Genomic DNA, 13094 nt, shown 5'->3' on the forward strand with positions numbered 1-13094 from the left:
CTCTGTGCCCGGCGCCGAGGGTGGGGCACGGTACGTGGGGGCCGAGGTCACGGGAGCGGAGTGCTCGCTCTCACGGCGCCCGCACCTCCGGTACCGGCTCCTCCCGACCACGTGTTCACGCGTCCACGCACAGGAAGGCACCCCATGACCGACCTCCGTCTCGGCGTCCTCGGCTACGGACTGCGCGGCTCCCTCGCCCGCACCGCCCACCGGCCGGGAGCGGGTTCACGCATCGTGGCCGTCGCGGACCACGACGCCCGGGCACGCACCGAGGCGGCCCGGGCCTTCCCGGACGCCGTGGTCCGCACCGGCCACGAGCAGGTGATCGAGGACCCGGGCGTCGACGCCGTGCTCGTCCTCACCCCCGACCACACCCACGCCGACGTCGCCCGCGCCGCCCTGAAGGCCGGCAAACCGGTCTTCGTCGAGAAGCCCCTGGAAGTCGACATCGAACGGTGCGACGACGTCCTGCGCACCGCGTACGAGACCGGCACCCGGCTGTACGTGGGGCACAACATGCGGCACATGCCGGTCGTGCGGCTGATGCGGGACATCGTCGCGCGGGGCGAGATCGGCGAGGTCAAGACGGTCTGGGTGCGCCACTTCGTCGGATACGGCGGCGACTTCTACTTCAAGGACTGGCACGCCGAACGCCGCTTCACCACCGGCCTGTTGCTCCAGAAGGGCGCCCACGACATCGACGTGCTGCACTGGCTCGCCGGCGGCAGCGCCCGGCAGGTGCAGGCCTTCGGCGACCTGATGGTGTACGGCGCGAACCCGCACCGGCGGGCTCCCGGGGAGCCCAAGGCGCAGGACTGGCTCGCCGTCGACGGGCACTGGCCGCCGCACACCCAGCGCGCGCTCAACCCGGTCGTCGACGTCGAGGACGTCTCCCTCGTGAACCTGCGCCTCGACAACGGTGTCCTCGCCACCTACCAGCAGTGCCACTTCACCCCCGACTACTGGCGCAACTACACCGTCATCGGCGACGCGGGCCGCCTGGAGAACTTCGGCGACGGGCCGGGCGGCGTCGTGAAGGTGTGGAACGCCCGCCGCTCCGGCTACCGGGCCGAGGCGGATGCCGAGTATCCGGTGCCGGACGTGCAGGACGAGGCGGGGCACGGCGGCGCGGACCCGCTCCTCGTCGACGAATTCGTGCGGTTCGCGCGGCACGGCGGGACCACCGACACGTCCCCGGTCGCCGCGCGCATGGCCGTGGCGGCCGGGGTGCGCGCCACCGAGTCGCTCCGGGACGGCGGGACGCCCCGCGAGGTGCCGCCGCTCGCCCCGGAGCTGGTCGCCTACTTCGAACGGGGACAGACGAGGGACCTCTGAGCGTGTCGGCAGCAGGGGGAGTCCGGGCGCGCACGCATGCGCGTATGAAGGAAAGCTGCGGCGGCGCTTAAGAAAACCTCGATGGACCGGGAGCGCCGCCGTACGGCAGATTCCTACGAGATTCCACCCTCCCCCCGGATCGGGCCTCTTCGGCATGCCCGGCTCAGGGGGACCTCACTCACAGGAGCCGTAGCGTTGAAGGCGCTGGTCAAGGAGAAGGCGGAGCCGGGGCTCCGGCTCGCGGACGTCCCCGAGCCGTCCATCGGACACGGCGACGTACTGATCAAGGTCCTCAGGACCGGGATCTGCGGCACCGATCTGCACATCCGGGCCTGGGACGGCTGGGCGCAGCAGGCCATCCGTACGCCGCTCGTCGTCGGGCACGAGTTCGTCGGCGAGGTCGTCGAGACCGGGCGCGACGTCGTGGACGTACAGATCGGCGACCGGGTCAGCGGCGAGGGCCACCTGGTCTGCGGCAAGTGCCGCAACTGTCTGGCCGGCCGCCGTCACCTGTGCCGCGCCACGGTCGGCCTCGGCGTCGGGCGCGACGGTGCCTTCGCCGAGTACGTGGCCCTGCCCGCCTCCAACGTGTGGGTGCACCGGGTCCCCGTCGACCTCGACGTCGCGGCGATCTTCGACCCGTTCGGCAACGCCGTCCACACGGCGCTCTCCTTCCCGCTCGTCGGCGAGGACGTCCTGATCACCGGGGCCGGGCCCATCGGCCTGATGGCCGCGGCCGTGGCCCGGCACGCGGGTGCCCGCAACGTCGTCATCACCGACGTCAGCGAGGACCGTCTGGCGCTCGCCCGCAAGATAGGGGTCAGTCTCGCCCTGAACGTCGCCGACGCGACCATCGCCGACGGGCAGAAGATGCTCGGGCTGCGCGAGGGCTTCGACATCGGCCTGGAGATGTCCGGTCGCCCCGAGGCCACGCGCGACATGATCGCCAACATGACGCACGGCGGCCGTATCGCCATGCTCGGGCTGCCCGCGCAGGAGTTCCCCGTCGACTGGTCCCGGATCGTCACCTCCATGATCACGATCAAGGGCATCTACGGCCGCGAGATGTTCGAGACCTGGTACGCCATGTCCGTCCTCCTGGAGGGCGGCCTGGACCTCGCCCCCGTGATCACCGGCCGGTACGACTACCGCGACTTCGAGACGGCGTTCGACGACGCGGCGAGCGGCCGCGGCGGCAAGGTCATCCTCGACTGGACCGCTTGAGATCTCCCTAAGGAACTGAAGATGTTCGATTCCGTACGCGACGACCTGCGCGCCACCCTCGACGAGATCCGCGCCGCCGGGCTGCACAAGCCCGAGCGCGTCATCGACAGCCCGCAGTCCGCGACCGTCAACGTCACCGCGGGCGGCCGCCCCGGCGAGGTCCTCAACTTCTGCGCGAACAACTACCTCGGCCTCGCCGACCACCCCGAGGTCATCGACGCCGCCCACAAGGCGCTCGACCGCTGGGGCTACGGCATGGCCTCCGTCCGCTTCATCTGCGGCACGCAGGAGGTCCACAAGGAGCTGGAGCAGCGCCTTTCGGCGTTCCTCGGCCAGGAGGACACGATCCTCTACTCCTCCTGCTTCGACGCCAACGGCGGTGTCTTCGAGACGCTGCTCGGCGCGGAGGACGCCGTGATCTCCGACGCGCTCAACCACGCGTCGATCATCGACGGCATCCGGCTCTCCAAGGCCCGCCGCTTCCGCTACGCCAACCGCGACCTGGCCGACCTGGAGGCTCAGCTCAAGGAGGCGCAGGACGCCCGCCGCCGTCTCATCGTCACCGACGGCGTCTTCTCGATGGACGGCTATCTCGCGCCGCTGCGCGAGATCTGCGACCTCGCCGACCGCTACGACGCGATGGTGATGGTCGACGACTCGCACGCCGTCGGCTTCGTCGGCCCCGGCGGGCGCGGCACCCCCGAACTGCACGGCGTGATGGACCGCGTCGACATCATCACCGGCACGCTCGGCAAGGCGCTCGGCGGCGCCTCCGGCGGCTATGTCGCCGCCCGCGCGGAGATCGTCGCGCTGCTGCGCCAGCGCTCCCGCCCGTACCTGTTCTCGAACACGCTCGCCCCGGTCATCGCGGCGTCGTCGCTCAAGGTCCTCGACCTGCTGGAGTCGGCGGGCGACCTGCGCGACAAGCTCGCCGAGAACACCGCGCTGTTCCGCTCCCGGATGACCGCGGAGGGTTTCGACGTGCTGCCGGGCGACCACGCGATCGCCCCGGTCATGATCGGTGACGCGGCCGTCGCCGGACGCATGGCGGAGCTGCTGCTGGAGCGCGGCGTCTACGTCATCGGGTTCTCGTACCCGGTCGTGCCGCAGGGCCAGGCCCGCATCCGCGTCCAGCTGTCCGCCGCGCACTCGACCGAGGACGTGAACCGGGCGGTGGACGCCTTCGTCGCGGCGCGCGCGGAGCTGGCGGCGTAGCTCCCCCTCCCCGGCATCCGCGCGGGCCGGCCGGGCACTCCCCGGCATCCGCGCGGGCCGGCCGGGCACTCCCCGGCGGCCGCGCGGAGCCGGCGCGCGGGTGCCCGTGTGCGGGGGCGGCGGCTGCTCGCGGTGGGCCGCCCCGCCGGGCCTGCGGCCACCACCCTCGGGAAATGCGACAATCGTCCGCGTGATCGAAGCGCGGCGGCTGCACATCCTCCGTGCGGTGGCGGACCACCGTACGGTGACGGCCGCTGCCGCCGCGCTGTACCTCACCCCGTCGGCCGTCTCCCAGCAGCTCGCCGCTCTGGAGCAGGAGACCGGCCACCGGCTGGTGGAGCGCAGCGCGCGCGGCGTACGGCTCACCCCCGCGGGCGAGATCCTGCTCCGGCACACCAATGCGGTACTCGCCCAGCTGGAGCGGGCGGAGTCCGAGCTCGCTGCCTACAGCTCGGGCGCCGCCGGCACCGTCACCGTCGCCTCCTTCGCCACCGGTATCGGCCTGGTCGTGGCGCCGGCCCTGGCCTGCCTCGCCCGGACGGCCCCCGGCATCCGGGTCCACGTCCAGGACGCCGAGGGCGACGCGAGCCTGCCGATGGTCCTGGACCGGCAGGTGGACGTCGCGGTCGCGGTCGAGTACCGGGGCGCCCCGGGCGCAGACGACCCGCGGCTGACCCGCGTCCCGCTGTACGCGGAACCCTTCGACGCCGTCGTGCCCGTCGCGCACCGGCTCGCGGGTGCCGACCGGGTGCCGCTGGCGGAGCTCGCCAAGGACCCCTGGATCGGCCCGTACCCCGGCAACCCGTGTCATGACGTGGTGGTCCTCGCCTGCGAGGCCGCCGGGTTCCAGCCGGGCCTGGAGCACCAGTCCGACGACTTCCGCGCGGTGGTGGCGCTGGCGTCGGCGGACGCGGGCGTCGCGCTCGTGCCCCGCTCGGCGCTGCGCGGCATGGACCTCAGCGGGGTGGTCGTGCGCCCCGTGGACGGCATCGCGCCCACCCGCCGGGTCTTCGCGGCGGTGCGCTGCGGCGCCGAGGAGCATCCGCTGATCCGGCCGGTGCTCGACGCCCTGGGGGAGGCGGCACCGGCGCAGTAGCCGCGTGCGCAGCGGGGCACCGGCGAGTGGGGCACCCCGCCCGTCGCGCCATGCGCGCGGACGGCGGCGAACCCGGGCCGAGCGCCGGCCGTGACGGCCTGGCACGGGCCGGCGGGCAGCGCCGTCGCTCGCGCCCGGGACCCGGCAGGGCGCGGAGCTGGGGGCCGCTGAGCCGCACCGAACGCGTTCATTGTCGGCGGCACTGGTTACGGTTCGTGTCATGCCAGACGCCGAAGACGTACGCCGCATCGCGCTGTCCCTGCCGGACACGACGGAGAAGACCGCCTGGAGCATGCCCACGTTCCGGGTGGCGGGAAAGATGTTCGCCACGCTCCCCGAGGAGGAGACCTCCATAGCGGTGCGCTGCCCGAAGGAGGAGCGCGACGAACTGGTGCTGGCGGAGCCGGAGAAGTTCTGGATCGCCGACCACGAGGCGATGTTCGCCTGGGTCCGGGTCCGTCTCGCGGCCCTCGAGGACGAGGCCGAACTGCGCGACATCCTCGCCGACTCCTGGCGCCAGGCCGCGTCCACTCGGCTCCTGGAGGCCCACCCCGAGCTGGGGCGTCCGGCCTCGGGGTGAGACCGCTCGTCCTCCCGTGCGACGACGCCGGGCGCCCCGGGGCCCGGCCGCAGGGGCCTGCGCAGCCCATCGGGGCTGCTCACGGGCGGCACGATCACGCCCTCGTCGCGGCGGCGCGGCTCTCCGTCCCGCCGGTTCACGGCCCGGTCCGCGCCGATACGCCGTCGCCGCGGTCCGGGGCGGTGCCGGGTGCAGGCGCCCCGGGGCCGCACGCCCGTGTCACCTCAGGAACGCGGTGATGCGTTCGCGCAGTGACCTCGGGTCCAGGCCGTGCGCCGCCACGTGCTCGTCGATCCCTCCGTAGCGGCGCAGCTCCCGACGGTCCACGCCCAACCCCAGGACCCGGTGCGGTACTTCGGCCAGCGCGTCGTTCGCGAACCGCGTGGACGTCCCCGCGAGATACGGCTCGACGAGCACCACGTCGGCTCCGGCCCGGTCCGCCGCCCGGTGCAGGGCCGCTTCGTCGAAGGGCCGCACGGTCGTCGCGTAGAGCACCGTCGCATCGAGTCCCTCGGTCGCGGCGAGGACGTTGTCGAGCATCGGGCCGACGGCGAGCACCACGCCGCCGCGCCCCTCGCGGACGGTGAGGAAGCGTGCGCCGTCCACGGCGAGACCCTGCGCGTTCGACTGCACCGACAGACGCACGTAGACCTTGTCGTCGCCGGCCGCGACCGCGTGCCGCAGCAGCGTCTCGGCCTCGTCCGGATGGCCCGGCACATGCACGGTCCAGCCGTCCAGGGTGTCCAGCAGTGCCACGTCGCCGGGCGCCATATGGGTGTAGCCGCCCGCGGGCCAGTCGAACGAGCCGGCGGCGCTCACCAGCACCCCGCCCACACCCTGGTGCCCGAAGTCCAGCTTGACCTGTTCGAAGGGCCGCTCGACGAGGAAGCTCGCGAAGGTGTGCACGACGGGCCGCAGTCCGGTCAGCGCCAGGCCCGCCCCGGCGCCGACGAGGAGCTGCTCGCGGATCCCGACGTTGATCACCCGGTCCGGGTGGCGGCGCATCGCGTCGGCGAACGAGTCCACGCCGATCGCGGCGAGCACCACGGCGACCCGTGGATCCTCGTCGAGCAGCCGGGAGACGACGGGTGCGAAGCGATCGCGCATGGTGTCCATGACAGGGGAGTCCTTTCGAGGCAGGCGAAGCAGACAGAGCGGGCAGGGCATGCGGGGCGGGTCCTTATGGCCGGTGGTCGACGGCCGCCTGGGAGTACTTGGGCTCGACCCGGGCGATCACCGCGTACGGGCGGCCGGGATGCGGTGCGGTGAAGGCCTGGTACAGGGCGTCGTGGTCGCGCCCGTCGACCGTCCGCGTCGACCAGCCGGCGGCTTCGAACCGTGCGGCGATGCCGCCGCGCCGCGCGTGACTGGCCGAGGCGTTGTCGATCACGACGGTGTGCAGCTGTTCCAGACCGGCGGGCCCGGCGAACGCGATCGCCTCGTGGTTGCTCCCCTCGTCCAGCTCCGCGTCCCCGACCAGCACCCACACCCGGGGCCCGGAAAGACCCTGGGCCCGCAGGCCGAGCGCCGTGCCCACCGCGATCGGCAGTCCGTGCCCCAGCGAGCCGCTGGCGATCTCGGCCCCGGGCACCAGCAACCGGTCCGGATGGTGGCCGAGCGGCGAGTCGTACGAGCCGAAGCCCGGCAGCCAGTCGACCGGCACGAAGCCCTTCGCCGCGAGCACCGCGTAGTACGCCATCGGGCCGTGCCCCTTGGACAGCAGGAAACGGTCACGGTCGGGAGCGTCCGCGGTCCGCGGCGACACCCGCAGCACCCGGTCGTACAGCACCCACAGCACGTCGAGCGTGGAGGTCGCCGCGGGGCCGTGCTTCTCGTCGCCGGTCATCTGCCCCATGAGACGGGGCAGGTCCTCGTAGGCATGCATGTGTTCCGCAGTCGTCGTCATGCCCAGGAGCCTGCAACCTCAAGTCCGCTTGAGGTCAACTGCGGTCCGCGCGGTGGCGCCGGGCGGACCGGCCGCCGGGACGGTGTGGCGGGGCGTGCGGTCGGTGTGGCGGGGGCCTGCGGGCTGTACGGCGAGGCGTGTGGACGTGGCGGGATGTGCGGACCGGTCCGGCGGCGACATGGTGCGACGTCCGGACGGCTGCGGCGGGCGCGGTGCGATGTCCGGACGGCCGGCGGGCGTCGTGGCGCAACGCGTCGGCACGAAACGGGTGCGCGACCACCGGCCGGAGTGCGGTATTGTTTCCGTGCGCGTTCGGCCCGGGGAAACCCCAGGTCACACGAGCAACGGGACGTGGCGCAGCTTGGTAGCGCACTTGACTGGGGGTCAAGGGGTCGCAGGTTCAAATCCTGTCGTCCCGACCAGCGACAACGCGGGTCAGAGGCCGTTTCCGATCATCGGAGGCGGCCTTTTTCGTATGCCCTCGTCCGCAGGCCGCGCACAGTGCGCGTCGCGCACTCCGGGATGCGCGCGCGGGACGGGCCGGGAGAAGATCGAGCGTTGCTGTCGCCCGTCCCGGACCGCGGAGTGCCGATGGACACCATGCCCGCCGGAAGGCTGAACGTGAAGACGCGACGGTTCGCCGTCGAGGAGGTCCCGGTGCCGGTTCCCGGGCCCGGCGACGTGCTCATCGAGGTCGCCGCGGCCGGGGTGTGCCTGTCGGACGTGCACCTCATCGACGGGATGCTGACACCTCAGTACCTCGACGGGGACACGGTGACGCTCGGCCACGAGGTCGCGGGAACCGTCCATACCCTCGGACCCGGGACCGCCGGCGTCCGCGTCGGCGACCGCGTACTGCTCCAGGCGGGCGAGACGCGCGACGGAACCGTGCACACCCGCGGGGTCGACTACGACGGGGGGTGGGCGCAGTACGCGCTCGCCACGGCAGGCACCGTGGTTCCCCTTCCGGACGGCCTCCCGTTCGACCAGGCGTGCTTCATCCCCGACGCGGTGTCGACGCCGTGGGCGTCCATCGTCGCCACGGCCGCCGTCCGGCCGGCGGAGTCCGTGGGCGTCTGGGGCGTGGGCGGCCTGGGGGCCCACGCGGTGCAGCTGCTTCGTATGATCGGCGCCTGCCCGATCGTGGCGGTCGACCCTCTGGAGGCGGCCCGCGCCCGGGCACTGGACTTCGGCGCGGACCTGGCACTCGACCCGGCCGACCCGGAACTGCGCGAAAGGATCCGCGGGGCGACGTCCGGGAACGGCCTGGCCGCCGCGTTCGACTTCGCCGGTGTCCCGGCGGTGCGGGAGCAGGCGGTCCAGTGCCTGGGCGCCAAGGGCCGGTTGACGCTGGTCGGCCTCACCGACAAGCCCATCTCCCTGGCGGACGGCAACCGTTTCAGCTATCTCCAGCAGCGCCTGCTGGGGCACTACGGTTCCCTTCCCGAACACGTCACGCAGATCGTCGACCTGGTCCGCGGAGGGCGCCTGGAGTTCTCCCGTTCGGTGAGCGGCACCTATCCGCTCCGGGACGTGGAGCAGGCCGTCCGAGCCCTGGAGACGAAGGAGGGCAACCCCATCCGTCTCGTGCTGCACCCCTGACGGCACACCGGGCCTGCGACGTCGGCTGACGCACACTCAGGACACGGGCCCGAGGCTCCCGCGCCCGGCACCGTCCTCGGCGGCACGGCCCCGCCCCGCCGCCCACGGCCTGCGCCACGGCAGGAGGGAAGCGTGTGCCGTTCGGCCGTCTCCCGGTGGCGCCGCCCCCGGAGGGGCGGCTTGCTGGTCCCAGTGTCCGCCGGAGAGGAAGCGAGCCGCGCATGGAGACCATGGAGACGGTCGAGTCGCAGGAGAAGGTTCTGGAGACACCGAGGGCCGCCGGTCTCGCCGGGGTGGTCTTCGCGCTGCTGATCGCGGCGGCCATCGTCCTGATCAGGCTGGCGATCCCTCCGGGCGCGGGCCAGGTCACCGCGGCGGGGTTCACCGACCCCTCGCAGCGGAGCGCACTGAAGGCGGCGCTCGCGCTCGTCCCGTTCGCCGGCATCTTCTTCCTGTGGTTCGTGGGTGCCGTGCGGACCCATGTCGGGGACGCCGAGGACAAGTTCCTCGCCACCGTCTTCCTCGGCAGCGGGCTGGTCTTCGTCGCCACGATGTTCGGCGCGGCCGCGGCCGCCGGATCCGTGCTCGCCACCGCCGCCTCGGTCGACGGCACCCCCTCCCTGCCGACCTGGGACTTCGGCCGCCACTTCGCGTACACGCTGATGATCGGGTACGCGATGCGGATGGCGGCGGTGTTCACCGGCTCCATGTCGGTCATCGGCCACCGGCTGGGGATCCTGCCGCGGTGGCTCACCGTGCTGGGCTTCCTCTCCTCTTTGACGCTGCTGTTCGTCTCGGCGCAGGTGCCCTGGGCGGAGCTGGTCTTCCCGGGCTGGTGCCTGGTCATCAGCATCTACATCCTCGTGGTCAGCGACTCGCGGCGGCACGCCGCCGCGGCGGCATGACCCGACACCGGGTGCCGCGCACGAGCCGAGGGTCACTCCTTCGGCGCGGCTCGGCGAGCGCGGGCCCCCACCGGTCTCCGATGCTGGCGTGAGGGAGATGACCGCCGTCCAGGGGCGCCCGCCGAGCAGGCGGCAGCCCCGCGGACCTGGCCGCCGGAAGATGCGGAGCGTTGATGAGGCTTGTCGTCGATCTCAACAGATGCCAGGGATACGCGCAGTGCGCGTTCCTCGCGCCGGATGTCTTCGCCATGCACGGCGAGGAGGCGCTCGTCTACAACCCGCGGGCGGAGGAGGAGCATCGCGAGAAGCTGGCCCGAGCCGTCGCCGCCTGTCCGGTGCAGGCGATCCTGGTCGACGGCATCGACACCGTGGACGAGACCTCCCGTGACGGGCAGGGAGCCTCCGATGGGCGCTGAGGACTACCTGCAGTGGCTCAGGCGCGAGGGCCGGATCGTCGTCGTGGGCGCCTCGCTCGCGGGCCTGCGGGCCGCCGAGACCCTGCGCGACGAGGGCTTCACCGGCTCGCTCACCATGATCGGTGACGAGCCGTACGAGCCCTACGACCGGCCGCCGCTGTCCAAGGCAGTCCTGCTCGGCAGGGCGTCCCCGGACCGGACCGACCTGCCACGGCGCCGGGAGATCGACGCCAAGTGGCGCCTCGGCTCCGCGGCAACCGGCCTCGACATGAAGGCCAAGCGGGTCCGGCTCGCCGACGGGGACGAGGTGGAGTACGACCGGCTGCTGATCGCGACCGGCGTACGCGCCAGGCCCTGGCCCAAGGAGGCGGAGGCCGCCCTCGACGGGGTCTTCGTCCTGCGCACCCGCGACGACGCCGTCAGGCTGCAGCGGAGGCTGAAGGCCGGGCCGCGCCGGGTGTTCGTCATCGGCGCCGGTTTCACCGGCTCGGAGATCGCCTCCGCCTGCCGCGAGCAGGACATCGCGGTCACCGTGGCGGAGCGCGCCGGCGCGCCCCTGGTGGGCGCACTCGGCGGGGTGGTCGGCGCGGTCGCCGCCGAGATGCACCGCGAGAACGGTGTCGACCTGCGCACCGGAGTCATGGTCACCGGTCTGGAGGGCGACACGGCGGGCCGGGTGCGAGCCGCTCATCTGTCCGACGGCGACACCGTCGAGACCGACGTCGTGATCGTCTCGCTCGGCGCGACTCGCAACACCGAATGGCTGACCGGATCCGGGCTGGGAGCGGGACCGCGGGGCATCGCCTGCGACGCGGGCTGCCGGGCCTTCGACGTGCGGGGCATCGTCACCGACGACATCTTCGTGGCCGGTGACGTGGCGCGGTCCCCGCACCCGCTGTTCAGCTACCAGTTCCTCTCGCTCGAGCACTGGGGCAACGCCGTCACCCAGGCCGAGGTCGCCGCCCACAACATGATCAGCGCCAGCGCCGACCGGCGCCCGCACATGTGGGTGCCCGCCTTCTGGTCGTCCCAGTTCGGCGTGAACATCAAGTCGGTCGGCGTGCCGACCATGGGCGACGAGATCATGATCGCGCAGGGGGCGCTCGCCGAACGCCGCTTCGTCGGCGTGTACGGCTACCAGGGCAGGGTCATCGCCGCCGTGAGCTTCGACAACACGCGATGGCTGGAGTTCTACCAGCGGCTGATCGAGACGGCCGAGCCCTTCCCGCTGGAGTTCCCGACGGCGGACCGCCGCCCGGAGGGCCGGCAGCCGGTCCCGGCCGACTTCCCCGACCCGTCCCTGCCGACCCATGGTCCGACCGTGACCCTCAGCGGCTACTCGCCGGCCGACCGGCGCCTGGTCTTCACCCCGGGCCGCCACTGACCGCCGCCCGGCCGCCGGGCCGCCACGGGGCCAGTGCCCTCTCCCGCGGTCCGGCCCGCCCCGCTTCCACGGATCAGTTCACGCCCCTAGGACCTCTCATGACACAAGCCTCCCTGATGCGGCAGATCACCGACCACGCCAACCGCGCCAACCCGTATCCCCTGTACAAGGAGCTCCTCAAGACCCCTGTGCTGCACGAGGAGGAGGGCGGCCCGTACGTCATCAGCTCGTACTGGGACATCGAAAACCTGGTCCACGACCCGCGGATCAGCTCCGACGCCTCCAACCTCACCGCCGCCGGAGTCGAAGTGGGGGCGGACAACTCGGGGCTGCCGCCCAGCTTCCTCCGGCTCGACCCCCCCGACCACGACCGGCTGCGCCGGATGGCCAACCGGGCCTTCGGCCCGCCGCACTGCCCGCACCTCATCGACTCCCTGCGCGGCGACCTCCACGAGATCGTCAAGGGCCTCATCGACGACTTCGGTGACGCACGGCAGATCGACGTGGTCGACCAGTTCGCCTACCCCTTCCCGGTGACGGTGATCTGCCGACTGCTCGGGGTGCCGCGCGAGGACGAGCCGCGCTTCCGCAGCTGGGTCGACCCCATGGTCGCCACCCTGTCTCCCGCCGAGGGGGACGCCGACGACACCGCCCGGGTGGCGCAGGAGGCAAAGACGCAGCTGGGCATGTACCTGGCCGGACTTGTCGAGCAGCGCCGCAAGGAGCCCCGCGACGACATGCTGTCCCAGTGGGCGACGGACCGGGGCCCGGACGGCACCATGACGACGATGGAGATCCTCAGCACCGCGGTGCTGCTGCTGATCGCCGGCCACGAGACGACGGTCAACCTCATCACCAACGGCACACTCACCCTGCTGCGTCACCCGGAGTTCCTGAAACGGCTGCGCGACGACCCGGGTCTGGTCGTCGACATGGTCGAGGAAGTTCTCCGCTACGAGCCGCCGGTGCAGTTCGTGCCGCAGCGCACCTGCATTGCGGACATCGAGGTCCGCGGGGTCACCATCCCCAAGGGCTCGCAGATCTGGCTCATGCTCGCCGCGGGCAACAGGGACCCCGGGCGCTTCGAGAATCCCGACACCTTCGACCCGGGGCGCGAGGACATCCAGCACCTGAGCTTCCTCGGTGGCATCCACATCTGCTTCGGCGCACCCCTGGCCCGGATCGAGGCCCAGATCGCGCTCTCCGAACTCGCCCGAAGGCTCGAGAACCCGCGCCTCGTGGAAGACCCCCCGCCCTACCGGCACAACGCGGTGCTGCGCGGCCCGCGCCATCTGAACATCAGCTTCGACGGGCTGCGCCCCTAGAGGAGCGCCTCGCCCATGGCGCCGGGCCCGCGGGGAGACCCCCTGGGCACGGCTCGGGTGTGCGAGGGACACGACGGCCCCGGTTCCGTGTCTGTCCGGGGCCGAC

At 72.6% G+C, this 13094-nt stretch carries 12 protein-coding genes and 1 tRNA gene; 11 read left to right on the forward strand and 2 right to left on the reverse strand.

What is annotated here, in order from left to right; all coding sequences use genetic code 11:
* Window positions 1-144 precede the first annotated feature (144 nt).
* The 5 genes from ACWCP6_RS31100 to ACWCP6_RS31120 all read left to right on the forward strand — a co-directional run bounded on the left by ACWCP6_RS31100 (window position 145) and on the right by ACWCP6_RS31120 (window position 5450).
* Window positions 145-1335 (forward strand): Gfo/Idh/MocA family protein, encoded by a 1191-nt coding sequence (locus ACWCP6_RS31100; protein WP_450935932.1) that lies wholly within the window; start codon window positions 145-147, stop codon window positions 1333-1335.
* A gap of 195 nt (window positions 1336-1530) precedes the next feature.
* Window positions 1531-2559, forward strand: coding sequence for an L-threonine 3-dehydrogenase (tdh, locus tag ACWCP6_RS31105; protein ID WP_450935933.1), 1029 nt, complete (start codon window positions 1531-1533; stop codon window positions 2557-2559).
* A 21-nt stretch (window positions 2560-2580) separates the two neighbouring features.
* A complete protein-coding gene (locus ACWCP6_RS31110) occupies window positions 2581-3774 on the forward strand; it encodes a glycine C-acetyltransferase (RefSeq protein ID WP_450935934.1) in 1194 nt (397 codons plus the stop codon).
* A 190-nt stretch (window positions 3775-3964) separates the two neighbouring features.
* Window positions 3965-4870 (forward strand): LysR family transcriptional regulator, encoded by a 906-nt coding sequence (locus ACWCP6_RS31115; protein ID WP_450935935.1) that lies wholly within the window; start codon window positions 3965-3967, stop codon window positions 4868-4870.
* A gap of 220 nt (window positions 4871-5090) precedes the next feature.
* A complete protein-coding gene (locus ACWCP6_RS31120; RefSeq protein WP_450935936.1) occupies window positions 5091-5450 on the forward strand; it encodes an MmcQ/YjbR family DNA-binding protein in 360 nt (119 codons plus the stop codon).
* Between the two features lie 219 nt (window positions 5451-5669).
* On the opposite strand, the gene ACWCP6_RS31125 is transcribed toward ACWCP6_RS31120, so the two are convergent.
* Entirely contained in the window at window positions 5670-6566 is an 897-nt protein-coding gene (locus tag ACWCP6_RS31125) for a transketolase family protein (RefSeq protein WP_450935937.1), read from the reverse strand.
* 64 nt (window positions 6567-6630) lie between these two features.
* Window positions 6631-7356 carry a transketolase gene (locus ACWCP6_RS31130; RefSeq protein ID WP_450935938.1) on the reverse strand — a complete coding sequence of 242 codons (726 nt, stop codon included), beginning with the start codon at window positions 7354-7356 and terminating at the stop codon, window positions 6631-6633.
* Between the two features lie 345 nt (window positions 7357-7701).
* Between ACWCP6_RS31130 and ACWCP6_RS31135 the strand changes: the two genes are divergently transcribed.
* The 6 genes from ACWCP6_RS31135 to ACWCP6_RS31160 all read left to right on the forward strand — a co-directional run bounded on the left by ACWCP6_RS31135 (window position 7702) and on the right by ACWCP6_RS31160 (window position 12988).
* A tRNA-Pro gene (locus ACWCP6_RS31135) sits at window positions 7702-7778 on the forward strand.
* Between the two features lie 169 nt (window positions 7779-7947).
* Window positions 7948-8958, forward strand: a complete 1011-nt coding sequence (locus tag ACWCP6_RS31140; protein ID WP_450935939.1) for a zinc-binding dehydrogenase — start codon at window positions 7948-7950, stop codon at window positions 8956-8958.
* A gap of 221 nt (window positions 8959-9179) precedes the next feature.
* Window positions 9180-9863, forward strand: a complete 684-nt coding sequence (locus ACWCP6_RS31145; protein WP_450935940.1) for a hypothetical protein — start codon at window positions 9180-9182, stop codon at window positions 9861-9863.
* Window positions 9864-10036: 173 nt separating this feature from the next.
* The gene (locus tag ACWCP6_RS31150; protein WP_450935941.1) at window positions 10037-10279 is read left to right on the forward strand and encodes a ferredoxin; all 243 of its coding nucleotides are present in this window, start codon (window positions 10037-10039) and stop codon (window positions 10277-10279) included.
* Complete coding sequence (locus tag ACWCP6_RS31155; RefSeq protein WP_450935942.1) at window positions 10269-11663, forward strand: NAD(P)/FAD-dependent oxidoreductase; 1395 nt, start codon at window positions 10269-10271, stop codon at window positions 11661-11663. The genes ACWCP6_RS31150 and ACWCP6_RS31155 overlap by 11 nt, the downstream gene beginning before the upstream one ends.
* A gap of 98 nt (window positions 11664-11761) precedes the next feature.
* On the forward strand, window positions 11762-12988 hold the full coding sequence (locus ACWCP6_RS31160; protein WP_450935943.1) for a cytochrome P450: 1227 nt from the start codon (window positions 11762-11764) through the stop codon (window positions 12986-12988).
* The last annotated feature ends 106 nt before the right edge of the window (window positions 12989-13094 follow it).

This window comes from Streptomyces sp. NPDC002004 (assembly GCF_053593975.1).

Excerpts from the sequence above, each read along its gene's own strand:
- ACWCP6_RS31100 (WP_450935932.1), top strand. The coding sequence starts at position 145 with ATGACCGACCTCCGTCTCGGCGTCCTCGGCTACGGACTGCGCGGCTCC.
- ACWCP6_RS31110 (WP_450935934.1), top strand. The coding sequence starts at position 2,581 with ATGTTCGATTCCGTACGCGACGACCTGCGCGCCACCCTCGACGAGATC.
- ACWCP6_RS31120 (WP_450935936.1), top strand. The coding sequence starts at position 5,091 with ATGCCAGACGCCGAAGACGTACGCCGCATCGCGCTGTCCCTGCCGGAC.
- ACWCP6_RS31125 (WP_450935937.1), bottom strand. The coding sequence starts at position 6,566 with ATGGACACCATGCGCGATCGCTTCGCACCCGTCGTCTCCCGGCTGCTC.
- ACWCP6_RS31130 (WP_450935938.1), bottom strand. The coding sequence starts at position 7,356 with ATGACGACGACTGCGGAACACATGCATGCCTACGAGGACCTGCCCCGT.
- ACWCP6_RS31140 (WP_450935939.1), top strand. The coding sequence starts at position 7,948 with ATGGACACCATGCCCGCCGGAAGGCTGAACGTGAAGACGCGACGGTTC.
- ACWCP6_RS31145 (WP_450935940.1), top strand. The coding sequence starts at position 9,180 with ATGGAGACCATGGAGACGGTCGAGTCGCAGGAGAAGGTTCTGGAGACA.
- ACWCP6_RS31150 (WP_450935941.1), top strand. The coding sequence starts at position 10,037 with ATGAGGCTTGTCGTCGATCTCAACAGATGCCAGGGATACGCGCAGTGC.
- ACWCP6_RS31155 (WP_450935942.1), top strand. The coding sequence starts at position 10,269 with ATGGGCGCTGAGGACTACCTGCAGTGGCTCAGGCGCGAGGGCCGGATC.
- ACWCP6_RS31160 (WP_450935943.1), top strand. The coding sequence starts at position 11,762 with ATGACACAAGCCTCCCTGATGCGGCAGATCACCGACCACGCCAACCGC.